At 70.8% G+C, this 25,629-nt stretch carries 21 protein-coding genes and 2 tRNA genes; 10 read left to right on the plus strand and 13 right to left on the minus strand.

From position 1 onward, the window contains the following. Window positions 1-22: 22 nt before the first annotated feature. Together SSP29_RS48835 and pepN are read right to left on the minus strand one after the other, a co-directional pair. A complete protein-coding gene (locus SSP29_RS48835; RefSeq protein ID WP_089107478.1) occupies window positions 23-1,060 on the minus strand; it encodes a hypothetical protein in 1,038 nt (345 codons plus the stop codon). A gap of 207 nt (window positions 1,061-1,267) precedes the next feature. Next, window positions 1,268-3,880 carry an aminopeptidase N gene (gene pepN / locus SSP29_RS48840; RefSeq protein ID WP_089107528.1) on the minus strand — a complete coding sequence of 871 codons (2,613 nt, stop codon included), beginning with the start codon at window positions 3,878-3,880 and terminating at the stop codon, window positions 1,268-1,270. Window positions 3,881-4,017: 137 nt separating this feature from the next. Between pepN and SSP29_RS48845 the strand changes: the two genes are divergently transcribed. Beyond that, a complete protein-coding gene (locus SSP29_RS48845) occupies window positions 4,018-4,680 on the plus strand; it encodes a mycothiol-dependent nitroreductase Rv2466c family protein (protein ID WP_089107479.1) in 663 nt (220 codons plus the stop codon). Window positions 4,681-5,074: 394 nt separating this feature from the next. Then, window positions 5,075-6,325 (plus strand): RNA-guided endonuclease InsQ/TnpB family protein, encoded by a 1,251-nt coding sequence (locus tag SSP29_RS48850; RefSeq protein WP_089107529.1) that lies wholly within the window; start codon window positions 5,075-5,077, stop codon window positions 6,323-6,325. Between the two features lie 40 nt (window positions 6,326-6,365). On the opposite strand, the gene SSP29_RS48855 is transcribed toward SSP29_RS48850, so the two are convergent. The 6 genes from SSP29_RS48855 to SSP29_RS48880 form a co-directional block, all read right to left on the minus strand. Next, window positions 6,366-7,265: a TauD/TfdA dioxygenase family protein gene (locus SSP29_RS48855; protein ID WP_089107480.1), complete on the minus strand. Its 900-nt coding sequence runs from the start codon at window positions 7,263-7,265 to the stop codon at window positions 6,366-6,368. Between the two features lie 46 nt (window positions 7,266-7,311). Continuing rightward, window positions 7,312-8,652 (minus strand): LLM class flavin-dependent oxidoreductase, encoded by a 1,341-nt coding sequence (locus tag SSP29_RS48860; protein WP_089107481.1) that lies wholly within the window; start codon window positions 8,650-8,652, stop codon window positions 7,312-7,314. A 112-nt stretch (window positions 8,653-8,764) separates the two neighbouring features. Beyond that, window positions 8,765-9,478 carry an ABC transporter ATP-binding protein gene (locus tag SSP29_RS48865; protein WP_089107482.1) on the minus strand — a complete coding sequence of 238 codons (714 nt, stop codon included), beginning with the start codon at window positions 9,476-9,478 and terminating at the stop codon, window positions 8,765-8,767. Next, a complete protein-coding gene (locus SSP29_RS48870) occupies window positions 9,454-10,296 on the minus strand; it encodes an ABC transporter permease (protein WP_089107483.1) in 843 nt (280 codons plus the stop codon). The genes SSP29_RS48865 and SSP29_RS48870 overlap by 25 nt, the downstream gene beginning before the upstream one ends. Beyond that, window positions 10,293-11,360 carry an ABC transporter substrate-binding protein gene (locus SSP29_RS48875; protein ID WP_089107484.1) on the minus strand — a complete coding sequence of 356 codons (1,068 nt, stop codon included), beginning with the start codon at window positions 11,358-11,360 and terminating at the stop codon, window positions 10,293-10,295. Before SSP29_RS48875 ends, SSP29_RS48870 begins: the two co-directional genes overlap by 4 nt. Window positions 11,361-11,554: 194 nt before the next feature. Next, window positions 11,555-12,799 carry an ROK family protein gene (locus SSP29_RS48880; protein WP_089107485.1) on the minus strand — a complete coding sequence of 415 codons (1,245 nt, stop codon included), beginning with the start codon at window positions 12,797-12,799 and terminating at the stop codon, window positions 11,555-11,557. A 435-nt stretch (window positions 12,800-13,234) separates the two neighbouring features. Between SSP29_RS48880 and SSP29_RS48885 the strand changes: the two genes are divergently transcribed. Then, on the plus strand, window positions 13,235-13,819 hold the full coding sequence (locus tag SSP29_RS48885; RefSeq protein ID WP_089107486.1) for a biotin transporter BioY: 585 nt from the start codon (window positions 13,235-13,237) through the stop codon (window positions 13,817-13,819). A gap of 65 nt (window positions 13,820-13,884) precedes the next feature. Here the strand turns inward: SSP29_RS48885 and SSP29_RS48890 are convergent, their stop codons facing one another. Continuing rightward, complete coding sequence (locus SSP29_RS48890; RefSeq protein ID WP_438363851.1) at window positions 13,885-14,541, minus strand: LPXTG cell wall anchor domain-containing protein; 657 nt, start codon at window positions 14,539-14,541, stop codon at window positions 13,885-13,887. Window positions 14,542-14,895: 354 nt separating this feature from the next. On the opposite strand from SSP29_RS48890, the gene SSP29_RS48895 reads away from it, so the two are divergent. Further along, on the plus strand, window positions 14,896-16,635 hold the full coding sequence (locus SSP29_RS48895; RefSeq protein WP_089107488.1) for a serine/threonine-protein kinase: 1,740 nt from the start codon (window positions 14,896-14,898) through the stop codon (window positions 16,633-16,635). A gap of 20 nt (window positions 16,636-16,655) precedes the next feature. On the opposite strand, the gene SSP29_RS48900 is transcribed toward SSP29_RS48895, so the two are convergent. After that, window positions 16,656-18,089, minus strand: coding sequence for an amino acid permease (locus SSP29_RS48900; RefSeq protein ID WP_089107489.1), 1,434 nt, complete (start codon window positions 18,087-18,089; stop codon window positions 16,656-16,658). Between the two features lie 205 nt (window positions 18,090-18,294). Here SSP29_RS48900 and SSP29_RS48905 point away from each other — a divergent pair, with 205 nt between their 5' ends. Both SSP29_RS48905 and SSP29_RS48910 read left to right on the plus strand, forming a co-directional pair. Next, the gene (locus SSP29_RS48905; protein WP_089107490.1) at window positions 18,295-18,780 is read left to right on the plus strand and encodes a ribose-5-phosphate isomerase; all 486 of its coding nucleotides are present in this window, start codon (window positions 18,295-18,297) and stop codon (window positions 18,778-18,780) included. Between the two features lie 189 nt (window positions 18,781-18,969). After that, the gene (locus SSP29_RS48910; RefSeq protein WP_089107491.1) at window positions 18,970-19,776 is read left to right on the plus strand and encodes an Fpg/Nei family DNA glycosylase; all 807 of its coding nucleotides are present in this window, start codon (window positions 18,970-18,972) and stop codon (window positions 19,774-19,776) included. Window positions 19,777-19,783: 7 nt separating this feature from the next. Here SSP29_RS48910 and SSP29_RS48915 read toward each other — a convergent pair whose 3' ends face one another. After that, on the minus strand, window positions 19,784-21,025 hold the full coding sequence (locus SSP29_RS48915; RefSeq protein WP_089107492.1) for a GNAT family N-acetyltransferase: 1,242 nt from the start codon (window positions 21,023-21,025) through the stop codon (window positions 19,784-19,786). A 174-nt stretch (window positions 21,026-21,199) separates the two neighbouring features. Here SSP29_RS48915 and SSP29_RS48920 point away from each other — a divergent pair, with 174 nt between their 5' ends. Next, complete coding sequence (locus tag SSP29_RS48920; protein WP_089107493.1) at window positions 21,200-22,363, plus strand: PP2C family protein-serine/threonine phosphatase; 1,164 nt, start codon at window positions 21,200-21,202, stop codon at window positions 22,361-22,363. A 334-nt stretch (window positions 22,364-22,697) separates the two neighbouring features. Next, window positions 22,698-23,159, plus strand: coding sequence for an HD domain-containing protein (locus SSP29_RS48925; protein ID WP_089107494.1), 462 nt, complete (start codon window positions 22,698-22,700; stop codon window positions 23,157-23,159). Window positions 23,160-23,165: 6 nt separating this feature from the next. Here SSP29_RS48925 and SSP29_RS48930 read toward each other — a convergent pair whose 3' ends face one another. Then, window positions 23,166-24,308, minus strand: a complete 1,143-nt coding sequence (locus SSP29_RS48930) for an acyltransferase family protein (RefSeq protein ID WP_089107495.1) — start codon at window positions 24,306-24,308, stop codon at window positions 23,166-23,168. 460 nt (window positions 24,309-24,768) lie between these two features. Here SSP29_RS48930 and SSP29_RS58030 point away from each other — a divergent pair, with 460 nt between their 5' ends. After that, the gene (locus SSP29_RS58030) at window positions 24,769-24,963 is read left to right on the plus strand and encodes a hypothetical protein (RefSeq protein WP_089107496.1); all 195 of its coding nucleotides are present in this window, start codon (window positions 24,769-24,771) and stop codon (window positions 24,961-24,963) included. A 251-nt stretch (window positions 24,964-25,214) separates the two neighbouring features. On the opposite strand, the gene SSP29_RS48940 is transcribed toward SSP29_RS58030, so the two are convergent. After that, window positions 25,215-25,285: transfer RNA gene (locus SSP29_RS48940), tRNA-Gly, on the minus strand. 163 nt (window positions 25,286-25,448) lie between these two features. Between SSP29_RS48940 and SSP29_RS48945 the strand changes: the two genes are divergently transcribed. Continuing rightward, window positions 25,449-25,525, plus strand: a tRNA-Pro gene (locus tag SSP29_RS48945). Window positions 25,526-25,629: the final 104 nt, after the last annotated feature.

Raw genomic sequence — 25,629 nt, forward strand, 5'->3', positions numbered from 1 at the left:
CCCTTCTCTGCGCGTTCCCCGCCTACCGGGGCAACACCACGACGTACGCGGCCGGGTCGCGGTCGCCGGCCGCCATCAGGGCCGTACGGACCACCGCCGCCTGCTGCTCCATCGAGTTCCGGAGCTTCTTCGGGGTGACGTACACGACCGTGATGCCGAGCCGCTCCAAGTGCTCCCGCTTGCGGGCGTATTCGGACCACAGGGCGTCCTCCTCCTGGCGGGGTGCCCGGGTGTCCAGCTCGACGGCGACCGCCTGCTCCGGCCAGTAGGCGTCCAGGCCGCCCAGGTGGGGGCCGCCGGGCAGCCTCAGGTCCACGTTCCAGACCGGGTCGGGGAGGCCGTACTCGTGGACCATCCGGTAGAGGCGGTCCTCGGCGATGGCCCGGCCCTCGGCGACGAGGGAGTCGACAGCGTCCACCACATGGGGGCGGGCGAGCAGCTTCGCCTGGTTCAGCTCCCGTACCACCGCCGCCGGTTCGCAGTGGCCGCCGCGCACCGCCTCGGTCAGCAGCCGCCGTACCGCCTCCGCGTCGGTGAGGTCTGCCACCGCGTCCGCGAGGGCGCGCGGGACCGGGGCGACCGGGAGGCCCGTCACCGTCTCGGGGGCCGGCAGGGCCGGGGTGCGCAGCACGCGGACGTAGGAGGTGGAGCGCAGCCGGCGCATCCGCGGGACCAGGACGTCCACGTGGTCCAGGGAGAGCAGTGGCGGGGTGGCGGAGAAGCCGTGCAGGGTCAGCGCTGCCAGCCCGGTGATCATCGCGTCCGCGTAGACCGGGCGGTGCGGGGAGTCCGGGGACGGCTGCGCCGGGACGCCCGGGGCCGCCTCGCGGGCCGTGAAGAGCAGGGCTCCGTGCAGGCGTTCCTCGCTGGTCGGCGGGCCGGGGTGGAGCAGCACCACGCCTGGCAGCAGTTGCTGCCAGGGGCCGCCCGGCCGGCACTGCTCGGCGATCTCGGTGGCCGCGACGCCGTGCGTGCGGAGCTGGGCCGTCGTCAGCACCCGGCGGTGGACGTCGGAGAGGCGGCTGAGGGGGCGGGGGGAGAGCGGGGTGTTGTGGGTCATGGCCTCGGGATTCCCGGGGCCGGCCGGGTCTTTAACCGGTGTTACGCGTTCGTCGATAAATGCGGACAAGGCGGTACTAAAGGACGGATGTTCGGGTGCCGAGTAGGGACCGGAAACCCCTGGTCCGGACGGGTGGAGGCCAGGGGTTACGGCCATGATTGACTGAATTGCGTAACGGTCACCAGGAGGCTGACCTATGGCCAAAGGTCAGCTCGCGGAGGCCTCTGCGGCCCGTGTGTCGCACTCCTGTCCGCGCAGCGTCCGTGCCAGGTCGTCCCGGGCCTCCAGGACCAGGCGGCGCAGCGCCGGGGGCGCGTCGGCGTGGGCCGCCAGCCACGCGTCCGTCGCCTCCAGCGTCTCGGGACGGTCCTGCAGCGAGGGGTACAGACCCCGGACCACGTCCATGCCGATCTGGATCGAGCGGTCCTCCCAGATCCGGGCGATGACCTCGAAGTACTTCTCCGCGTACGGCGCCTGCAGCTCCCGTTGCGACGGTTGGGCGAAGCCCGCGATCGTCGCCTCCACCAGCGCGTTGGACAGCGCCTGCGACTCCACGACCTGCGCCCACGCCTGCGCCTTCACGGCCGCCGACGGGCGGGCGGCCAGACAGCGCACCTGGTGGCGCTTGCCGGACGCCGTGTCGTCCCGGGCCAGTTCGGCCGCCAGGGCGGACTCGTCGGCGGCGCCGTGCGCGGCGAGGGGTTCGAGGAACGCCCAGCGCAGCTCCTGGTCGACGTCCAGGCCGTCGATCGTCGCCGTACCCGCCAGCAGCTCCTGGAGCAGCCGGAAGTCGGAGCCGCCCGCCGCCGTCGACGCGAAGAACCGCGCCCAGGCCAGCTGGTGCTCGCCGCCCGGCGCCGCCTGCCGCAGCTCCCGCAGGGCGCCCTCGGCGAGCAGCCGCCCGGCCGTCTCCCGCCCCTGCGGCGCCACATAGTGCACCAGCGCCGACTCCGCCCACGCCTGGAGCATCTGCAGCACGCCGATGTCGGACTCGCGGCTCGCGAACCGCAGCACCAGGCCGACGAAGTCCCGGGCGGGCAGCAGCGCGTCCCGGGTCAGGTTCCACAGCGCCGACCAGCACAGCGCCCGGGCCAGCGGGTCGGTGAGCGAGCCGAGGTGGCCGCGCAGGGTGGCCAGCGAGGTCTCGTCGAAGCGGATCTTGCAGTAGGTGAGGTCGTCGTCGTTGACCAGGACCAGTTCCGGGGCGTCGGCGCCGGCCAGGTCCGCGACCACCGTGCGCGGGCCGTCGACGTCCGCCTCGGCACGCGCGTACCGGACCAGATCGCCGCCCTCCAGCCGGTACAGGCCGATCGCGACCCGGTGCGGACGCAGCTCCGGGGTGCCCGTCGGCGGAGCCGACTGATGAGCGGGGCCGGCGGCCTCCTGCACCACCGCCAGCTCGGCCACCCGGCCCTCCCCGTCGAGCAGCACCTGCGGGGTCAGCGAGTTCACCCCCGCCGTCTGCAGCCACTTGCCGGCCCAGGCGCTCATGTCCCGGCCGCTGGTCTCCTCAAGGACCGACAGCAGGTCGCCGAGGCGGGTGTTGCCGTACGCGTTGCGCTTGAAGTAGCGGCGGGCGCCCTCCAGGAACGCGTCCTGGCCGACGTACGCCACCAGCTGCTTGAGGACCGAGGCGCCCTTGGCGTAGGTGATGCCGTCGAAGTTGAGCTTGGCGTCCTGGAGGTCGCGGATGTCGGCCGTGATCGGGTGCGTGGAGGGCAGCTGGTCGGCACGGTACGCCCAGGCCTTGCGGCGGTTGGCGAAGGTGGTCCAGGCGTTCTCGAATCGGGTCGCGCCGACGTTCGCGAAGGTGCCCATGAAGTCCGCGAAGGACTCCTTCAGCCACAGGTCGTCCCACCACACCATGGTGACCAGGTCGCCGAACCACATGTGCGCCATCTCGTGCAGGATCACGTTGGCGCGCGCCTCGTACGACGCCTGGGTCACCTTGCCCCGGAAGATGTACTCCTCCCGGAAGGTCACCAGTCCCGGGTTCTCCATCGCGCCCAGGTTGTACTCGGGCACGAACGCCTGGTCGTACTTCCCGAACGGGTACGGGTAGTCGAAGTGGTCGTGGAAGAAGTCCAGCCCCTGCTTGGTGATCAGGAAGACGTCGTCCGCGTCGAAGTAGGGGGCGAGGCCCTTGCGGCACAGCGCGCCGAGCGGGATGTCGAGCGTCGTGCCGTCGGGGAGCGTCCGGGAGTAGGCGTCCGTCACGTAGTGGTACGGCCCCGCCACCACGCACGTGATGTACGTCGAGATCGGCTTCGTCTCCGCGAACCGCCACACGCCGTCGGCGAGTTCCCCCGCCCCGTTGCTCCACACCCGCCACTCCTCGGGCGCCCGCACCTCGAAGCGGAACGGCGCCTTGAGGTCCGGCTGCTCGAAGCCCGCGAAGACCCGGCGGGAGTCGGCCGGCTCGTACTGCGTGTAGAGGTAGACCTCGCCGTCCTCGGGGTCGACGAAGCGGTGCAGACCCTCGCCGGTGCGGGAGTACGCGCACCGGGCGTCCACCACCAGCTCGTTCTCCGCGGCCAGGTCCTCCAGGGTGATCCGGGTGCCGTCGAAGACCTCGCCGGGGTCGAGGTCCTTGCCGTTCAGGGTCACGGCGGTCACGCTCGGTGCGATCAGGTCGGCGAAGCTCGCCGCCCCCGGCTCGTTGCAGCGGAAGCGGATCGTGGTCACCGAGCGGAAGGTGCGCGGCTCGTCCTGGGCCTCCCCGACGGCGGACCGTACGTCCAGTGACACGTCGTACCCGTCGACCGACAGCAGGGCGGCCCGCTCCCGGGCCTCGTCGCGGGACAGATTCTCACCGGGCACGGGCGGCACTCCCTGATCGTTGTCGGTACGCCGGAACAGCACCGATCCTCCCACGTGCCCCTGACGCCGGGTACCCGGGAATGGGGTGGCCGGTGACGGTGTTGCCGCTGGAAAAGGGCCTTATTCCGAGGAGAACCATGTCCGAGACCGTGACCAGCTCCGGCAAGACCCCCGTCGACTTCTGGTTCGACCCGCTGTGCCCCTGGGCCTGGATGACCTCCCGGTGGGTCCTGGAGGTGGAGAAGGTCCGCGACATCGAGGTCCGCTGGCACATCATGAGTCTCGCGGTCCTCAACGAGCCCAAGCTCGACGAGCTGCCCGAGGAGTACCGCGAGCTGCTGGAGACCAAGGCGTGGAAGCCGATCCGCGTGGTCACCGCGGCCTGGCAGAAGCACGGCGCCGACGTCCTCGGCCCGCTGTACACCGCGCTCGGCACCCGTATCCACAACAACGGCGAGGGCCCGACCGTGGAGGCCATCGCGGGCGCGCTCGCCGACGTCGGCCTGCCGGCCGACCTGATCGACTACGCCGACCAGGAGGACTTCGAGTTCGACGCCGAGCTGCGCGCCTCCCACAAGGAGGGCATCGACAAGGTCGGCCAGGACGTCGGCACCCCGGTGATCGCGGTCCCTGGCTCCGACGGCGAGCAGATCGCCTTCTTCGGCCCGGTCGTCACCCCCGCCCCCAAGGGCGAGGAGGCGGCCCGCCTGTGGGACGGCACCCTCGCGGTCGCCTCCGTCCCCGGCTTCTACGAGATCAAGCGGACCCGCACCAAGGGCCCCGACTTCAGCAACCTGTAGGTCACCCCGCCGCGCCCGGCGGCCCCGCCGGGCGCGGGACGAAGATCACCACCATGCCGGCCGGCGTCGGCCGGGGCGCTGCGATGCGGCATGGGCGAGGCTCGTCCCATGGGTGAGATGGGCAGAAAGCGCCCACGGTGCGGGCGGCCTCTCCGCTCGGCAGGAGAGGCCGCCCGTCATCCGGACGTACCTGTCAACGTGATGTGTTCACTCGGCTACCGGGATTCATTCGCAGTGCTCCGGCCTTCGGGCCGGGTGTGAAGCGAATCTCGTGGTGGCGACGCGGAGCGTCGCGATGTTGTCCCGGTGGAGCCGGGCAGTGCAGGACCCAGGTGACATCCCGCACGCATGTTCCCGGTAGCAATGGATGTTCGGGCTCTCTAGCGTGTTCGGCATGCAGCTCCGGTACGCGTTCAGGCTCTACCCGAATGCCGGTCAGCGCACCGCGCTGGCCAGAGCGTTCGGGTGTGCCCGCGTCGTCTTCAACGACGCGGTCCGCGCCCGTGAGGACGCCCGTAAGGCCGGGCAGCCGTTCCCGACGGCCGGGCAGCTGTCCCGGAAGCTGATCACCGAGGCGAAGCGGTCCAAGGAGCGGTCCTGGCTCGGTGAGGTGTCCGCGGTGGTCCTCCAGCAGTCTCTGCGGGACGCTGAGAGCGCATACCGCAACTTCTTCGCTTCCCTCAAGGGCGCACGCAAGGGGCCGAAGACGGGAGCACCACGGTTCAAGTCCCGCAAGGATGCCCGGCAGTCGATCCGGTTCACCGCCAACGCCCGCTGGAACATCACCGGCAGCGGTCGGCTGAGCCTGCCGAAGATCGGCGCGGTGAAGGTGAAGTGGTCCCGCGCCCTGCCCTCCGCCCCCACCTCCGTCACCGTCGTCAAGGACGCCGCCGGCAGGTATTTCGCGTCCTTCGTCATCGACACCGACCCTGCCGCCGACCAGGCCCGCATGGCCCAGACCAACCGCACTGTCGGCATCGACCTCGGCCTGAACCTCCCCCAGACTCCGTCCGGGGGGACCCCCATCGCCGTCCTGTCCGACGGCACGAAGATCGACTCCCCGCGCTTTCTACGGCGCGCGGAGAAGAAACTGAAGAAGGCCCACAAGGAGCTGTCCCGCAGGCGTAAGGGATCGAAGAACCGGGCCAAGGCCCGTCTGAAGGTCGCCCGCGCCCACTCCAGAGTTGCCGACGCACGCCGTGAGTTCCACCACCAGCTCTCCACCAGGCTGATCTCCGAGAACCAAGGGATCGCCGTGGAGGACCTGTCGGTGGCGGGACTGGCCCGCACGAGGCTGGCCAAGTCCGTCCATGACGCGGGCTGGGCACAGTTCATCCGCATGCTGGAGTACAAGGCAGAACGTTACGGCCGCACCCTGGTCAAGATCGGCCGGTTCACGCCGACCTCCCAGACCTGCTCCACCTGCGGTGTGGTGGACGGACCCAAACCCCTCAACGTGCGGGAATGGACCTGTAGTGCCTGTGGCACCGTCCACGACCGGGACCACAACGCCGCACTCAATGTGAAGACGGCCGCCGGACTGGCGGTATCGGCCTGCCGAGCGCCGGTAAGACCAGAACCCGTTCTGGCACAGCGCGAAGAAACAGGAAGCCACGGATTCCCGACCGGAAACCGTGCCGCGTAGCGGCACGGCAACCAGCCGAGAAGGCCAGAATCCTCGGGCTTCAGCCCGAGAAGCGTGTCAAGGACGTGTAGTGCGAGGCGTCGCCCTCGATCGAGTAGCTCTCCTTGCCCTCGATGCCGACCGGGACGTCACCGGCGACGGTGACGCGGTTGAGGCGGCGCGGCCGGCCGTCGTAGTTGTCGATGGCGTAGTGCTGGGTGATGCGGTTGTCGAACAGGACGAGCTGGTTCGGGGACCAGCGGTGGCGCAGGACGTTCTCGGGGCGGGTGACGTACGCCTGGAGCAGGTCGAGGACCTTGCGCGACTCGTCCTTCGACAGGCCGGCGATCCGCTGCGCGAACCCCCCGATGAACAGCCCGCGTTCACCGGTCAGCGGGTGCACCCGGACGACCGGGTGGACCGTGCGGAACTTGATCGACGTGAACTGGGCGCGCTGGGCGGCCTTCTCCTCGTCGATCTCCTCGTCCGGTACGGCGTAGTCGTAGTCGTTGGTGTGCTCCGCCCACAGCGTGTCGGCCAGCGCGCGCAGCGGCTCGGGCAGGTCGCGGTAGGCGGCGGCCGAACTGGCGATCAGGGTATCGCCGCCGTACGGCGGGACCGTGATGGAGCGCAGGGTGCTGGCCTGGGGCGGGTTCAGGACGAACGTCACGTCGGTGTGCCAGTGGTTGGCCCGGCCGCGCTCGCTGTCGACGGGCAGCACGTTCGGGGCGCCGTCGACGGCGGGCACCGTCGGGTGGGCGGTGGTGAGGTCGCCGAAGTGCCGGGCGAAGGCCTCCTGGCCCGCGTCGTCGAGGCGGACGTCGTCGAAGACCAGGGCCTTGTGCGCGTTCAGGGCCTCGCGGATCGCGGCGACCTGCTCCTCGTCCAGCGGCTTGGAGATGTCCACGCCCAGGACCTGGGCGCCGATGTTCGCGGTGACCTTGCGGATCTCGATGGACATGCGGGGGTGTCCTTTCAGGATTTCAGGCTTTCGGGCTTTCGGGCTTTCAGGCGGTGGCGAGTGCGGGAGTGACGTACTGGTTGGCGGGGCGCGGGAGGCCGTAGCGCTCCCGCAGAGTCCGGCGCGGGCCGTAGGCGGTGCGCAGCAGGCCGCGGGCGCGCAGGATCGGGACGACGTGGTCGACGAAGGTCTCCAGGCCGGAGGGCAGCACGGGCGGCATGATGTTGAAGCCGTCGGCGGCGCCCTGGGTGAACCAGCTCTCGATCGCGTCGGCGACCTGCTCCGGGGTCCCGGCGAAGGTCAGATGACCGCGGCCGCCGCCGAGCCGCCCGATCAGCTGCCGCACGGTGAGCCGCTCCCGGCGGGCGAGTCCGACGACCAGCGTGTAGCGGCTCTTGGCGCCCTCGATGGCGTCCTCGGGCGGCAGCTCGGCGGGCAGCAGGGCGTCCAGCTCCAGGGTTCCGGCGGGAAGATGGAGGAGCCGTTCCAGGTTGGCGACGCCGTGCCGGTGCACGATGTGGTCCTCCAGGAGCTGCTCGTGCGCCCGCGCCTCGGCCTCCGTCGAGCAGATGACGGGGACGATGCCGGGCAGCACCTTGATGTGGTCGGGGTCGCGGCCGGCCGCGACCGTCCGGGCCTTGAGGTCGGCGTAGAACGCCCGCGCCTCCTCGACGGTCTGCTGCGCGGTGAACACCGCCTCCGCGTACCGGGCCGCGAACGCCTTGCCGTCCTCGCTGGAGCCCGCCTGCACGAGCAGCGGGTAGCCCTGCGGACTGCGCGGCACGTTGAGGGCGCCCTCGACACTGAAGTACGTGCCCCGGTGCCGGGGCGGGTGGATCTTCGCGTCGTCGCCCCAGACACCGGCCGCCTTGTCGGCGACGATCGCGTCGTCCTCCCAGCTGTCCCAGAGCTTCAGGGCCACGTCGAGGAACTCGGCGGCCCGCGCGTACCGTTCGGCGTGCGCGGGCTCCTCGTCGATGCCGAAGTTGCGGGCCGCCTCCGCCCCCGCCGTGGTGACGATGTTCCAGCCGGCCCGGCCGCCGCTGATGATGTCCAGCGAGGCGAACTTGCGGGCCAGGTTGTAGGGGGAGTTGTAGGAGGTGGAGGCGGTGGCGATCAGGCCGATGTGCTCGGTGGCCGTGGCCAGCGCGGTGAGCAGGGTGAGCGGTTCCAGGGCCCCGGCGGGGCGTTGCGCGACGCTGCCCCACAGGTGCGGTCCGTCGGCGAGGAAGAGCGAGTCGAAGGTACCGCGCTCGGCGGTCCGGGCCAGCCGCACATAGTGCGCGAGGTCGACGTGCGCGTAGGGGTCGCTCTCCGGGAGACGCCAGGAGGCCTCGTGGTGACCGGTGGTCATGAGGAAGGCGTTGAGGTGGAGCTGGCGGGTCATGCGGGGTCCTTTGCGTGATGTTTTGAGCCCGTCCGGCGATTGAGGACGAGGCCGAAGGCCGAAGCGGGGGTCCGGGGGCGGCAGCCCCCGGGACGACCACCGCAACCGACGGTCACGCGACGTCCTCCGTGACGCCCAGCGCCGCCAGCAGCCGGCTCCGGTACTCGCCGCGCGGCCGGTCATGGTCCACGGTCAGGTCGAGACCGATCCGGCCCCGCTCCAGGACAAGCACCCGGTCGGCGAGGACGATCGCCTCGTCGACGTCGTGGGTGACGAGCAGCACGGACGGCCGGTGCCGTTTCCACAGCTCGCGCAGCAGGTGCTGCATCCTGATCCGGGTGAGCGCGTCCAGCGCCCCGAACGGCTCGTCGGCGAGGAGCAGTTCGGGTTCGCGGACCAGGGACCGGGCGAGCGCGGCCCGCTGTGCCTCGCCGCCGGACAGCTCGCCCGGCCAGGCCCGCTCGCGGCCCGCGAGCCCGACCTCGGTCAGCGCCGCACGGCCCTTCTCGCCGGCGTCCTTGCCCTCCAGACCCAGCACCACGTTGTCCAGCACCCGGCGCCAGGGCAGCAGCCGGGAGTCCTGGAAGACCACCGACACCCGTTCCAGGGCGGTCAGTTGCCCGCTGCCGGTGACCCCGTGGTCGAGCCCGGCGACTGCCCGCAGCAGGGTGCTCTTGCCGGAGCCGCTGTGCCCGAGCAGGGCGGTGAACTGCCCGGCCGGCACGTCGAGGTCGATGCCGTCGAGGACCGTACGATCCCCGAACGACCGTGTGAGGCCTCGGAGTTGCACGGCGGGGCGGGTCAGCTGCTCAGTGTGCGGCGCCATGACAGCACCCTCCGTTCGATGATCCGGACCACGGTGTCGGAGACGAGGCCGAAGACGCCGTAGATCAGCAGACCGACGAGGATGATGTCGCTGCGCCCGTAGTTCTGGGCCTGGAACATCATGTAGCCGAGGCCGCTGGTGGCGTTGATCTGCTCCAGGACGACCAGGCCGAGCCAGGAGCCGGTGACGCCGAGCCGGAGCCCCACGAAGAATCCGGGCAGCGCGCCGGGGATCACGATCTGCCGGATGAACTGGACCCTCGACAGGTCCAGCACCTCGGCGAGTTCGACGTACCGGCTGTCGATGGCGGACAGCGCGGCATGGGTGTTCAGGTAGATCGGTATGTAGACGACGATCGCGATGATGGCGATCTTGAAGGTCTCGCCGATGCCCAGCCAGAGGATGAACAGCGGGATCAGGCCGAGGGTGGGGATCGCCCGGTTGATCTGCACGGTCCCGTCGATCAGCGCCTCGCCGGTGCGGCTGAGCCCGGCGGCCAGGGCCAGCAGCACCCCGGCGGTCAGGCCGATCGCGAAGCCGTATCCGGCCCGTTCCACGGAGGTCAGGATGTCGGTGCGCAGCGTCCCGGCCGTCCACAGGTGGACGGCGGTGTCGAGAACCGTCCAGGGCGCCGGGATCGCGCCGGGGTCGAGCTGCCCGGCGGCGGAGGCGATGGCCCAGGCGGCGAGGACGACGAGCGGGCCGGCCAGCCGGGCGGCGGGCAGCCGGCGGCCGGGGGAGAGCCGGCGGCGCGGCCGGACCCGGTGCGCCTCCTCTGCCACGGGAACCGGCACGGTGCCGGTGGTCACGGCGGTCATTTCCGGTACTCCGCCGGTACGGCCTTCGCGGCGATGGACTCGAAGCGGTGGTCGAAGAGCGAGGTGACGTCGGTCTTCTTCACGAACCCGCCCTCCGCCAGCAGGTCCGCGGTCTCCTGCTCCCACTTGACCGCCTCGTCCCAGCTCGGCGGGAAAAGCGGCTTGTTGGCGAGCTTGGTGATGCCCTGGGCCTGGGCGAGGGTCAGGTTCTGGGTCTTGACGTAGAACTCCTCGTTCCAGGTGTCCGGGTTCTCCCACTGCCAGACCAGGCCCTTGGCCCACTGCGGGATGTACGCGGCGACCGCGGCCGCCTTCGCCTTGTCGTTCAGCACCGCCTGCGGCGCCCACAGCAGGTTGAGCAGGTCGACGACGTCGGTGGTGATGGCGTGGGCACCCTTGGAGCCGTACTGCTGGAGGTAGGCCGGCGCCTGGGTGTTGGCGAGCGGGGCCACGTCCACCTGGCCGGACTGCAGGGCGGTGAAGAACTGGTTGCTGGTCAGCGGGACCAGTTTCACGTCGCCGTAGGCGAGCCCGGCCTCCTTGAGGGCCCGCAGCAGCACGACACCCTGGGCCTGCCCCTGCGAGAAGGCCAGCTTCCTGCCCTTGAAATCGGCGACGGTGCGGATATCGCTGCCGGGCTTGGTGGCGAACAGGTAGTTCGGCTTGCGGGTGATGTTGATCGCCACGATTTTTGCGGCGAACCCTTGGTACTGCGCCTGGATCGGCGGAATTCCCGCGTTGTTCGCGAGGTCCAGGGACTTGGCGCGGAACGCGTTGATGACGTCGGGACCGGCCCCGATGTTCACCCAGCTCGACACCGTGAACGGCAGTGCCGGCAGCTTCGCCAGCTTGAACTGCAACTGCTGGGTGTTCAGATACGAGGCGATCTTCAGGCTGGTGCCGGACGGCACCTTGTCGGCCAGCGGAGCGGTCGAGGCGCCCGCGGTGTCGGCGGCGGCACTGCCGCCCGCGCAGCCGCTCAGCCCGGCCACGGCCGCCGAGGCGCCGAGCAGTGAGGTCAGGAAGAGCCGGCGGTCGATGCCGGGAGAGGACGCAGAAGGCATGGGAGTGCTCCGAGGGAAAAGCAGCAGAAAGGCAGGGCGAATTCCCGGCGACGGAAGGCCGGAAAGAGAGATCTCACGCAGAGGGAAATGCGCGCCCGGGGCGCGTCAAGACGTCAGCAACAGAGGGTGCGACAGGTCATGAACAGGATGTTCCTTGCCGTGTGCGACGGCTGTCAATATTCCGAGTTCCTGAATTAAATAAGCTCTGGTGACAGGGCCGGAGCCGCGGCCGGAGCTGCCGTCGGAGCCGCGGCCGGAGCCGTCGGCGACGAGGCGCTCAGCGGGTCCCGGTACAGCACGTCGAGGACCACCGAACCGCCCGCCACCGCCAGCACCGAGGCCCCGAAACTGGTCGGCGCGACCACGGCCGCCCGCTCCGTCCCGACCGCCTCGCGCAGCGCGCGCAGACAGTCCTCGCGGTACAGCACGCCGACCTCGGTGACGACCACGCTCTCCGGGTTGAGGACGTCGAGCAGCAGCGCCGCCGCCCGCCCGGTCAGCCGCGCCCGCTCCACCAGCAGCCCCGCGGCCGCCGGGTCGCCGGCACCGGCCGCCGCCAGGACGTCCATCGGGTTGGCGCCGTCCGTCACCCCGGCCGCCCGTGCCCGCCGCACCAGCGTGCGTTCGCTGAGCTCCACCTGGAGGCAGCCGGTGCGTCCGCAGCCGCAGGGCTCGGTGCCGCCCGGTACCGGGAGATGGGTGATCATGCCGGCCTGGGAGCGCGGGCCGTGGTGCACCTCGTCGCCGGTGGCGAAGGCCGCGTCGACCACGTTCCCGACGAACAGGTGCAGCACGCTCCGGCTGCCCCGGGCCCGCCCGAACAGCCGCTCCCCGTTGACCAACGCGCGCGCGTGACCGTCCACATGGACCGGCAGCCCGGTGTGCGCGCCGAGCAGCTCGCGCACCGGCACCTCGCGCCAGCCGAGCAGCGGATGCTCGACGACGGTCCCGGAGTCCCGGTCCACCCAGCCGCCGACGGCGACGCCGATACCCAGCGGCCGGCTGCCGGGCACCTCGCCGAGCAGCGCGGCGAGCCCTGCGGCGGCCCTCGTCAGCACCCCGCGCGGGTCGGTGTCCCGGTGCTTCAACTCCCGCCGTACGACGACCCGTCCGCGCAGGTCGAGCAGCGCGACCGTGGTGTACGGCACGGCCACGTGCACCCCGCCGACCACGAACCGCGAGTCGTCCAGGTCGACCGGGACATGCGGCCGGCCCACGCCCTTGAGCCGCTGTGGCACCTCGGTCTCCCGGATCAGGCCGAGTTCGGTGAACCGGGCGCAGTAGTCGGTGACGGAGGCCGGGGACAGCCCGGTCAGCCGGGCGATGGTGGAGCGGGCGACCGGCCCGTGCTCAAGCACCGAGCGCAGGACCACACTGGCGCTGGTCCGCCGCCGGTCACGGGGCGCGGAGGTGGGCGGGGGTGCCGCGGTACGGGGCATGGGAAACCGTCCTCGGGAACGGGGCCGACACGTCTCGGACGTCGAGGCGCGCCGGACCGGTCTCCCGCCGCGCGGCCTCAGGGCGTACGGCGACAGGTGGCAGCCCCCTGGCGTCGCAGGTCGACATAGCGACGCGACGTGAAGTTCCGGGACTGGGCGACCATGTCCGGAAGCGTAGGCCAGAAACCTCGAATCCCGCCAGACCGCTGGGATTCGATTGGTGGAACTCCACAGGCCCGTTCAACGCCGTTGACGTGACTGAAACATCCCGGCCTCAGTGATCGGCGTCACCCCGTACCGCGTGTAACCCGCATCCTTTGTGGAGAGCCCACCAAGTGCCGCTTCCGGCCTTTGTCGATCGCTGACGTGTCCGGCTCAGACGGCCCGGGATAGCGTCACGGTGTCCCCTTCTTGCCTCCATCCCGCGGAGTCCCCATGAGCACCGCCACCGCCGCCGCGTCGACCCGCACCGGCATCGTCCTCGCCGATCTTCTGCCCGCGTCCCGGGTGCGCGACGCGGCCCTCGTGGCCGGCGGCGCCGCGCTCACCGGTCTCGCCGCCCAGATCGCCGTCCCCGTGCCCGGCTCCCCGGTCCCGGTGACCGGCCAGACCTTCGCGGCCCTGCTCGTCGGCACCGCCCTCGGCGCCCGCCGCGGCCTGCTCTCCCTCGCCCTGTACGCGCTGGCCGGCCTCGCGGGCGTGCCCTGGTTCGCGAGCGGCACCTCCGGCGTCTCCGTCTCCTTCGGCTACATCCTCGGCATGATGCTCGCCTCCGCCGTCGTCGGCGCCCTGGCCCGGCGCGGCGCCGACCGCGGTGTGCTGCGCATGGCGGGCACGATGCTGCTCGGCGAGGCGGTCATCTACGCCGTCGGCGTGCCGTACCTGGCCTACGCCGCCGACATGTCCGCGTCCGCGGCGATCGCGGCCGGCCTCACCCCGTTCCTGATCGGCGACGCGGTGAAGGCGGCCCTGGCGATGGGCGCGCTGCCCGCGGCGTGGAAGCTCGCCGACAAGCGCTGACCCGGCCCGACCGCAGCGGGGCCCGGGATGCTTCGGCACCCCGGGCCCCGCTGTCGTACCGGGTGCTACGACTGCTGCCGCGGCCGCCGCTGCGACCACCACACCCCCGCCGCTCCCGCCGCGATCAGCGCCGCGCCGGCCGCGCCGAGCGGCAGCACGTCACGTCCCGCGCCGGTCTTCGGCAGCTGGTCGCCGCTCGGCCCCACCGGCTTGTTGTCGGTGCCGAGGAGCAGCGGGGTGGCCGGAGCGTTCGGCGACGGGTTCGTCGTACCGAACGGCACCGGGCCCTGCTGCCAGAACGTCTTCTTCCCGTCCGCGCTCTGCACGGGCAGACAGATCTTCCCGGTCTTGCCCAGATCGAACGTCGCGTCGACCGCGTACGACTTCGACTTTCCCGCGCCGAGCGCGCCGACGGAACAGCTGAACGCACTGTTCGAACCGGCCGGCAGATCCTTTGCCGCGACGGCGTCGCAGCCTTGCACGCCGGTGACCTTCAGGCCGTCGAAACCGACCACCAAAAGCCTGATGTCGCCGCTGTCCTTGGTCCCTTCGTTCTTCACGGTGGCGGTGATCGCCGTTTTCTGCGAACTGTTGTCGACCGAGATCTTCTCGGGCAGCGTGGTCGTCAGCTTCACGCCGTCCGCTGCCTGGTCAACCGCCTTTCCCCCTTTACTGCTTCCCGGTCCCTGGTCATCGGCGACGGCCGTGAACGGCAGGATCATCACGGCCGAAAAAGATGCCGTGACCAGTGATCCCGTGACCACGGTCAGCCGCCGGGCCGTACGACGAGAACTCATGTTCGTCCCCCTTGCAACCCCCTGGACCGCGCCTGAATTCGCGGCCACTTGAAGAGGTACCACAAGATTTCTCCGCACTATGCTGGTACGGCCGTAAGTGTGACCATTGTGTGTCAGCAGGGGCGGTCGTTGAGGGGGTGCAGCGAATTGCCGGGGAATTCAGAGAATCCAGGGAATTCTGTTGGCGCGGGGAGTCCGGGGAGTCCGGGGAGTCCGGGGAGTCCGGGGAATCCCGGGAGTCCGGAGAATGCGGGGCAGGGTGGTGTTCCCGGGCTGCTGGTGACCGGTCGCTACCGGCTGGCCGAGAGCATCGGGCAGGGCGGGATGGGGCGGGTGTGGCGGGCCGCCGACGAGACGCTCGACCGGCAGGTCGCCGTCAAGGAGATGCGGATCGACGGCCTCGACGCCGAGGACACCCGCACCCGCCGCGAACGCACCCTGCGCGAGGCCAGGGCCACCGCCCGGATCGACCACCCCAACGTGGTGCGGGTCTACGACGTCGTCGACGAGGGCGAACGCCTGTGGATCGTCATGGAGCTGGTGCACGGCCGCTCCCTGGAGTGGATCATGGCCGAGGAGGGGGCGCTGAGCCCGCGCGCGACGGCCCGGATCGGCCTCGGCCTGGTCGCGGCGCTGCACCAGGTGCACGCCGGGGGAGTGCTGCACCGCGACATCAAACCCGGGAACGTCCTGGTCGAGAACACCGCGGGCAGGGTGGTCCTCACCGACTTCGGCATCGCCGCGATCCAGGACGCCAAGGCGCTCACCATGGCCGGCATGCTCGTCGGCTCGCCCGACTACATGGCGCCCGAACGCGTCTCCGGCCGCCCGCAGGGCCCGCCGTCCGACCTCTGGTCGCTCGGCGCGACCCTGTGCGCGGCCCTCGCCGGCCGCTCCCCCTTCTCCCGCGACACCACCCTGGCGACCCTGCACGCCGTCCTCTACGAGGAGCCCGAACTCCCGGCCACGGCAGGCCCGTTGCACGAGCTGCTGGCAGCACTGCTGGAGAAGGAACCGACGGTACGGCCCGGGCTGGCGGAGGTGGAACAGGAACTGCGCCCGGTGGCGTACCCGACCCGGACCCCGACGGAGAGGTATCCGGCCCCGCGCCCGGCGGAACGCCCGACACCGGCGTACGTGGTGCACCTCCCGGCACCCGAGGACGAACGCCCGCAGCCGCCGCCGACGGAGATACAGCCGTCTCCGCCTGTCAGCGCCTCGACAGAGACCCCCTCAGAACCCCGCGCAGAGGTCCGCTCGGAAACCCCGTCGAGCAGTTCGACGGGCCCGACCCTCCCGACCCGTCGTCAGCCGGGCCCCACGTCGCAACGCCCCGAACCGAAGCGCCCCGAAAGGGGCGCGGGGAACGGCGCGACCAGCCCCCGCACACCCGCGGCGACCCACCACCGCAAGCCCCCCAAACGCACAACTCTCCTCGCCGTACTGGGAACCGCAGCCGTAGCCACCGCCCTCGCCATCCTCCTCACCACCACAACAGGCGGCGGCGACAAGAACACAGCGACCGGCACCTCCTCAACCCCCTCAGCCACCACCGACCCGTCGGCCACCGTGGCGGGCACTGCCCGCCCCCGCTCACTCCCACCCGGCGCCCACGAGGAGGCCGGCGGCTTCGCCTGGGCGCCACCCGCCGGCTGGCGCAGGGACGTGAAGACGGGCGCCGAGGTCCACTACACCTCCCCCGACGGCAGCCAGGAACTCGTCGCCAAGTCCTCGCTCGCCCGCGGCAACCTCATGAACACCTGGAGCGCCTCCGAGCGCAGCGCCCACCAGGGCCAGGACTACACCAAGATCCGGCTGGCCGAGACGACGTTCCGCGGCTACCCGGCGGTGGTCTGGGAGTACACCTTCACCCTCAAGGGCACCCCCTGGCACGCACGGCTGCTGGGCTTCGACGCCGACGGCAAGTCGTACCAGATCAACACCTGGTACCAGCCGGCGGTCGAAGCCCAGGGCGTGCGGACCTACGAACAGGTGAAGGAGAGCTTCACCCTGCTGTGAGGGTCAGCCTGCCGTGAGCGTCAGCCCACGGACACCTTGTCGGCGGGCTCGGCGACCGCCTGGGCCGTCCGGCCGCCCGTCACCTTCTGCTTCACCACGGCGACCACGACCACCACCGCCGCGACCAGCAGCGAGAGCAGCACGGTCGTACGACCGCTGCTCTCGCCCTCCGTGTCGGTCAGCATGTAGCCCAGCACGAACACGATCAGACCGGCCGTCGCCCAGGTCAGGTACGGGTACAGCCACATCTTCACGACGAGCTTCTCCGGCGCCTCGGCCTGGATGATCTTCCGCATGCGCAGCTGCGAGAAGCAGATGACGAGCCAGACGAACAGGGCCACCGCGCCGCTGGAGTTGACGAGGAAGAGGAAGACGGAGTCCGGGAACTTGTAGTTGAAGAAGACGGCGACGAACCCGAACAGCACGGACGCGACGATCGCGGCCAACGGCACACCACGCGCGGTGGTCCGCGCGAACGCCTTCGGCGCGTCGCCCCGCTGCCCGAGCGAGAAGGCCATCCGGGAGGCCGTGTACAGGCCGGAGTTGAGACAGGACAGCACGGACGTCAGCACGATGACGTTCATGATCTGGCCGGCGTGCGCGATGCCGAGGGAGTCGAGGGCGGCGACGTACGAGCCCTTCTCCTTGATGGACGGGTCGTTCCACGGCAGCAGCGAGACGACGATGAGGATCGAGCCGAGGTAGAAGACGCCGATCCGCCAGATGATGCTGTTGGTGGACTTGGTGACCGCGCGCTGCGGGTCCTCCGACTCACCGGCGGCCAGGGTGGCGATCTCGCTGCCCATGAAGGAGAAGACGACGAGCAGCACGCCGGTGAGGATGGCGCCGGGGCCGTGCGGCAGGAAACCGCCGTGGCCGGTGAGGTTGGAGAAGCCCGCCTTGTCGGTGTCCGCGCCGGGCAGCACGCCGAGCACCGCCAGCAGGCCGACGACGATGAACGCGCCGATCGCGACGACCTTGATGCCGGCGAACCAGAACTCGAACTCGCCGTAGGAGCCGACGGAGACCAGGTTGGTGGCGGTGAGCACCGCCATCACGATGAGGGCCCAGCCCCACTGCGGTACGGCCGGGATCCACCCTTCCAGGATCGTGGCACCGGCGGTCGCCTCGACCGCCAGCACCACCACCCAGAAGAACCAGTACAGCCAGCCGATGGAGAACCCGGCCCAGCGGCCGAGCGCGCGGTCCGCGTGCGCGGAGAACGATCCGGAGGTCGGGTTGGCGGCGGACATCTCGCCGAGCATCCGCATCACCAGCACCACGAGCGTGCCGACGAGTGCGTACGACAGCAGGATGCCGGGGCCTGCGGTGGCGATGCCGGTACTGGAGCCGACGAAGAGGCCGGCGCCGATGACGCCGCCGATGGCGATCATCGACAGGTGCCGGTTCTTGAGTCCTGCGTGGAGACCGTCTTGGGGACCGTTGCCAGTCATGGGGGGAATTCCTTTGCGCCGGGTGAGCGGGCTCTCGTACGAGCGGCGTACGAGTCGGTCCAGTGAAACGGAGGTGGACTGATTCCTGAACCTTTGAATCCAGATCGTTACTTGAGGTTTTCCTGAGGTTCTGTAGTGTTACTCACAATTTCTGGGGTTCGGCCCCGCCCCTGCCGTGCGTTCACGCCCGTGTCACACTCGTCCCATGCGCGTGTATCTCGGCTCCGACCATGCGGGCTTCGAACTCAAGAACCACCTCGTCGAGTGGCTGAAGGCGGCGGGCCACGACCCCGTGGACTGCGGCCCCCACATCTACGACGCCGACGACGACTACCCGCCCTTCTGCCTCCGCGCGGCCGAGCGGACGGCGGCCGACCCCGAGTCCCTCGGCATCGTGATCGGCGGCTCCGGCAACGGTGAGCAGATCGCCGCGAACAAGGTGAAGGGCGTGCGGGCGGCGCTCGCCTGGAGCGAGGAGACTGCGTCGCTCGGCCGGCAGCACAACAACGCGAACGTCGTGGCGGTGGGCGCGCGCATGCACACGCAGGAGGAGGCGACGAAGTTCGTCGAGACCTTCCTGAACACGCCGTTCTCCGAGGGCGAGCGGCACATCCGCCGCATCGACATGCTGACGGAGTACGAGACGACGGGCGACCTGCCCCCGATCCCGGCGCACCACCCCCAGCCGTAGCGTCGCCCACTCGCCCGCCCGACTCGGTCGCCCGAGAGGCGAGGCAGGGGACGGCCGGTAGACGTTCGGCCGCGGGCGCGCGGGGGCTGGTCGCGCAGTTCCCCGCGCCCCTTACGGGGCGCTGTGCCCTTCGACGTGCACCTCTCCACTGACCGAGTCGGGTGGGTGGGTGGGAAAGGAATCACCTCAGTGCCAGAGGGGCACACGATCCACCGGCTCGCGCTGGACTACCGTCGGTTCAGCGGCGGCGCCGTGCGGGTCACCAGTCCGCAGGGCAAGTTCTCCGACGCCGCCGCGTTGATAGACGGCGCCCCCCTCACCCGTACCGAGGCCCACGGCAAGCACCTCTTCCTCGGCTTCCGCGACAGCGACTGGGTCCACATTCACCTCGGCCTCTTCGGCAAGGTCGCCTTCGGCGGCGCCCCCGCGCCCCCGGCCACCGACACCGTCCGCCTCCGCCTGGCGAACCCCACCGTCTACGTCGACCTGCGCGGCCCCACCACCTGCGCCCTGATCACCGACGACGAGAAGAACGCCGTACACGCCCGCCTCGGCCCGGACCCGCTCCGCGACGACGCCGACCCGGACGCGGCGTACCGCAGGATCTCCCGCAGCCGTACGACGATCGCCGCTCTGCTGATGGACCAGAAGGTCATCGCCGGCGTGGGCAACGTCTACCGCGCCGAGGTCCTGTTCCGGCACGGGATCGACCCGTACCGCGCGGGCAGGGACATCACCCCCGCCGAGTGGGACGCCGTCTGGACCGACCTCGTCGAGCTGATGCACGAGGGCGTCCGGAACAACCGCATCGACACCGTCCGGCCCGAGCACACCCCCGAGGCGATGGGCCGCCCGCCGCGCGTGGACGACCACGGCGGCGAGGTGTACGTCTACCGCCGGGCCACGCTGCCCTGCCACCTCTGCGGCACCGGGATCCGCACCGCCGACCTCGCCGCCCGCAACCTCTTCTGGTGCCCCACCTGCCAGAAACGCTGAGCGCGCGCTAGAACCCGTGCGGCAGCCACGGCAGCACCGGTGACCCGAACGCCACCGACGTCTCCGCCAGCGCCCCCGGCCGCAGTTCGCCCACCCGCCCGGCCCGCGCCAGCGACACCAGGGACACACCACCGAGGTACGCCGCCCCCAACTCCCGTACCGACAGCGTCAGCTCGGCCGCGTCCGTCGTACGCTCGCAGGACGCCCCCTTGGTGTCCCCGGTCAGCCGCCAACGGCCCTCGTTCCAGGGGCAGAAGGCGTCCGCCACCTCCAGCACCACGTCCACCGGCGTCTGATAGGTGCGCGCCGCGAGCGCCGCACCGACGTCGACGAGACGGACGTACCCCATGTCCCGCACCCGCGTCAGGCAGCGCCGGATGTCGGAGACCTGGTGCTGCCAGGCGTCGTCGACCGGCCGCCCCCGCACCGTCAGCGTCGACATCAGGTCGATGCCGAACAGGAACCGCCACAGCGCAGCGTCGCTCGCGGGATCGAGCGCGGCCAGGTACTCCAGCGACACCGTGCCGTCGTGCCCGCTCGGCGACCAGCCCAGCTTCGTACGGAACCGGGCGTACCCGGTGACCTCCCCGTCCCGCTCGGCGACCACGCACTGCAGCGCCGACGCACCGTCCCGCTCGCTCTCCGGGTCCAGCAGGCCCACCCGCTCCCAGCCGGGCTGCCGGGTCAGCATCCCGGGCCGCCGCGCCACCAGCTCCGCGTACACCGCCTCGCACGCGTCGAGCACGTCGGCCGGGCCGGCGTACCGCAGCCGTACGTCACCGGTGCCGGCCGGCACGTCCAGCGTCACCCGGCTCGTGTCGATCTCGGCCTGCAGCTGGAAGGTCGCGGCGCCGTACCCGAAGCGGCCGTAGATCGCCGGCTCCGAGGCGGTGAGCGCGGCCAGCGGCTCGCCCCACTCCCGCACGTCGTCCAGCTGGCGGCGCATCATCGACGTCAGGACCCCGCGCCGCCGGTGCGTCGCGGCCACGCTCACCATGGTGATCCCCGCGGTGGGCAGCACGGCACCGCCCGGCACGGTCATCCGGAACCTGAACGCCCCGGCCGTTCCCACGAGTTCGTCCCCGTCCCAGGCGGCCAGCGCACGCTCGGACTCCGTCAGGGACCGGTCCAGCGCACGCTCCTCGGCCGTTGCGGGACCGGCGCCGAAGGCCCGCACCAGGTGATCCCACCACCCGTCGAACTCCTCGGACCGCAGCACCTTCAACTCGGTCGCACGCTCGCTCGCCATGTGCCATGCCTACCAGGGCATTGCGGGACGAGCCAGCGAATTTCTCCCGGACGGCGACGTGAGGGCTTCCGGTGAAGTTCACTGTGAAGTCGCACCCGAAGGTGAGCCTCGGACGGGGGACAAGTGGGACCTCCCGTGCCAAGCAGCTGGTCCGATGGATAGGGTCCCGAACTAATGGCAGTAGACCGAGAGCGGCGCGCGAAGGCCGAGACCCTCCCGGCCCGGTGGAAAGTGCAGTGGCACCGGGCCCGCGTCGGCGTGCGCAGAAGCGCCGTGGACTACTTCCGCGGCGACGGCTCCGACTGGATCGCGCTGATCGGGCTGCTCCTGACCGTCCCGGTCCTCGCCTCCATGACCCTCGCCAACTCGGTCTGGTTCTCCCCGGCCGCGCTGGTCCTGCCGATCATCGCGGGCGGCCTGCTGCTGCGCCCGGCGAGCCTGCTCGGCCTGTACGCGGCGGCGGCCACCGCCCTGATCGTGGAGTCGGTACGGCTCGGCCCCTACACGGAGGGCCCCTCCCGGGTCACCCCGGGCGTGGTCCTCGTCGTGGCCGCCTGCGGTTTCTTCGGTCTGCTCACCGCCCAGTTCCGCAGCCGGGTCGGCGTGCCCTGGCGGCGCGGCGGCACCATGCTCTTCGACCTGCGCGAACGCATCCGGGTGCAGAGCAAGCTGCCGAAGCTGCCGCCGGGCTGGCACCGGGAGATGGCCCTGCGGCCGGCCGGCGGCCAGTCCTTCTCCGGCGACTTCGTGGTCGCGGCCCGCACGAACAACGGCCGCACCATGGAGGTCGTCCTCACCGACGTCTCCGGCAAGGGCATGGACGCGGCGTCCCGCGCCCTGCTCCTCTCCGGCGCCTTCGGCGGCCTCCTCGGCTCCCTCCCGCCGCACGCCTTCCTCCCCGCCGCCAACGGCTACCTCCTCCGCCAGGACTGGGACGAGGGCTTCGCGACCTCCATACACCTGGTCCTGGACCTCGACTCCGGCGACTACGAGCTGTACTCCGCGGGCCACCCGCCCGGTCTCCAGCTCAGTGCCGGCAGCGGCCGCTGGGAGGAGAAGGCCGCCGAAGGGCCCCTCCTCGGTGTGTACGACGGCGCTCAGTTCGACCCGGTGAAGGGCTCCCTGCGCCCGGGCGACGTCCTGATGATCTTCACGGACGGCCTGGTGGAGACGTCCGAGCGCGACATCATGGAAGGCATGGACCGCCTCACGGGAGAAGCGGACCGCTATGTGGCCGGCGGCTTCCACGGCGCGGCCTGGCACCTGATCGAGGCGGTGGCGAAGGACGTCAACGACGACAGGGCACTGCTGCTGATCTGCCGGGAGGCGGCGAGGTGAGGTAGCCGAGAGGGGGCTGCGGGCTGTGGTTCACCCGCGGGCCGGTGGGGGCTGCGGGCTGTGGTTCACCCGCGGGCCGGTGGGGGCTGCGGGCTGTGGTTCACCCGCGGGCCGGTGGGGGCTGGTCGCGCAGTTCCCCGCGCCTCTTACGGGGCGCTGCCCAGCCGCGTCCCACATAGCCGCGCGCGGCCGTGTCAGCTACTCAGCTGCGGGCAGGCGTGCCGCAGGGCGGCACGGGTGGGCGCTGGGGGTCCCCCCGGCCGAAGGCTGGGGGAGGCACCCTGCCAGCGCCGGTAAGTGACACCCCCCGCCCCGGCCACGACATACTCGCACCGTGACCCCGACCCCGACCCCCCTCCTCACCCTCCCCGAAGTCGAGAAGCTGGCCAGGGCCGCCCACGCGGCGCAGACCGACAAGGCGGGCCGCCCCTACGCCGAGCACCTCGCCGCCGTCGCCCACGGCGTCCGTGCCCGCGGCGGCGACCCGGACCAGATCGCCGCCGCCTGGCTGCACGACTCCGTCGAGGACCACGCCCTCACCGAGGAGTGGCTGGAGACCGCCGCCGTGAGCCCCCGCACGAGGGCCATCGTGCTCGCCCTCACCAAGCACCCCGGCGAGCCCCCCGAGTCGTACGCCCACCGCGTCCTCGCCACCCCCGGCGCCCTGCTCGTCAAGGAAGCCGACCTCGCGCACAACGCCGACCCCGGCCGTCTCGCCGTACTGGACGAGGGCACCCGGAAACGGCTGACCGAGAAGTACGCCCGGATGCGCGCCCTCCTCGGCCTCCCCGCGTAGGCCGCGTCAGGCGTCGGCCATCTCCCGGCCCCGCGGCCCCCGCTCCCGTTCCCGCTCCCGTTCCCGTTCCCGGGCCAGTTCCGCCGCGTCCCGCCGGAACGCCCACTCCATCCCCGGCTCCATGGCGAACCGGAACACCCGTCGCACGGGCCGGGTGCACAGCAGCGTCACGCACGCACCCGCGAGTACGGTGACGAGGATCTCGCCGAGCGGCCCGTGCAGCCACTTCGGGGCGAACCAGCCCGCGTGGACGCCGTACTTCACGACGAAGCCGTGCAGGAGATAGCCGTACAGCGTGCCCGCGCCCAGCGCCGTGAACCACGTCCGCCGGCCGGGTACCCAGGAGAAGAACCCGGCGGTCAGCAGGATCGAGCAGCCGAACATCGCGAGCACCATCACCGGTCCGCACCACCACGGCGCACCCAGCTCCTGCGCGGAGTCCCGGTGGTAGAACCACGCGGTGTTCATCCGCGGCACCGACCACCAGGAGAACACCAGCGCGAGGGCGAACACCGGCACCGCGGCGATCCGCACCGGCCACCGGCGCACCAGCCGGAAGTGCTCGGGCCGCAGGCACAGCCCGAGCACGAAGTACGGCAGGAACTGCAGGACCCGCTGGAGGTCGAGGTCGTCACCGATGCTCGGGGACACGGACGCCAGCATCGCGATGCCGAAGGCGACCGGAAGGGGATGGCGGACCGCCTTCCACAGGGGCGTGGTCAGGCGCCAGACGAACAGCGCGCACAGGAACCAGGTCAGGTACCAGGGGTCGAGCAGGCTGATGTCCTGGCCGGGGGAGCCGATCACGTAGCGCTCGAAGAGCGAGTAGCCGGTCTCGAACAGGACATAGGGCACGACGACCCCGGTGACCAGCCGCTTCAGCCGGTCCGGGCGCATGTCGAAGTTCCGGGAGAAGTAGCCGGAGACGATGATGAACGCCGGCATGTGGAAGGCGTACACGACGCAGTACACCGCCTCCAGGACGCGGCTGTCGCCCTTCAGCGGCTCCCACGAGTGACCCATCGCGACGAGCGCGATGGCCAGGTACTTGGCGTTGTCGAAGAACGCGTCGCGCGCTGCGCCCGCCGGCGGCCGGGCCGGGGGACGCGGTGTTCGGTTCTGGCCGGGGGACGTGGCGGCGTCAAACATCTGAGGCACCCTAGCGTCGCCTGTGGGATTTCGTAAAACCGCCGATGCGAATCCCGGTAATCACCGAAGACGGCCTGTGAACGGGTGCCTGATTTACCGAAGTCGATGGCTGCGCCTATGCAGTTCCATGCGGCACTTACACCCGTGATGTCCGCATTAATCCCTGCTAATTAGTGCATAACGCCCGCGGATGGTCTTCCCTTGCCGTGCCTGTGTCAATAATTCGAATTGGCTGCGCGCATGTTGTGTGGACACCGAAACCATGTCCGTCAATTGCCTTGGATCCAGGGGCGGGTGGACCCTCGAAATGCGGTGCGGGCGGTTGTCGGCGCGCGGTGCATTGTCGACGTTGTGTCACGAACCGCATAGTGCGGCCGGGTTGGTGGCACGATGGATCTGCCGGGGGTGCGGGGCCGTACCCCAGGGCCGGAGAGCGGACCGACCGAGGGTGTGATCAGTTGTGGCCATTTCACTGTCTGTGGTGTTGCTGTTGGCGATCATCCTTGTGGTGATGATGAGAGGGGGGAACATCAAGGCGGGACCTGCCATCGTCGCCGTCCTCTTCGGCTTCTTCCTCGCGTCGACCGGGATGGCCCCCTCCATCCAGCGCTTCCTCGACTCGCTGGCCCAGACCATAAATTCGATCAACTTCTGAGTACGGCCGCGTACGCCGCGCCCCCGACGGTGACACCCAGTACCGCGCCCCGGCGCCACGGCCCGTGACGTCACCGGATCGGGTGATCTCGCGGGCGGAGGACCGGGTGGAGCGGCGGGCGCGCCCGGGGTCGGATCCGGTCGGATCCGCGCCCGTTCCGCGGCGGGCCTCCGGCACCCGCCACGCACCCCGCGAAAACGAACAGGGCCAGGCGGAGGAAACATCCTCCGACCTGGCCCTGAACCGTCAAGAGCGGGCGACGGGAATCGAACCCGCGTAGCTAGTTTGGAAGACTAGGGCTCTACCATTGAGCTACGCCCGCACAACACGCGCCGCAGGTCGCTGACCGCGGCACTGAAGGCATCGTAGCGGGTCGTCCGGTGCGTAGGCCAACGTGTTGGTCTGCGCGGATGTCATGCCGATGCGGGTGAACAAAGCGGCCGACGCAGGCGGCCCGGGCATGTACCCTACGTGTCGCACCGATACGGGGTGTGGCGCAGCTTGGTAGCGCGTCCGCTTTGGGAGCGGAAGGCCGTGGGTTCAAATCCCGCCACCCCGACCATCACCTGACGGCGTCCGTCCTGATCGCCTTTTGGGGCGCTGAGCCGCTGCGGTTACTATGCAAGCTGCGCGCCCGCGTGTCCCGGCCCCCGCACGGCGGCTTAC

The sequence above is a fragment of the Streptomyces hyaluromycini genome (assembly GCF_002217755.1).
In the GTDB taxonomy this organism is placed as follows: Bacteria; Actinomycetota; Actinomycetes; order Streptomycetales; family Streptomycetaceae; genus Streptomyces; species Streptomyces hyaluromycini.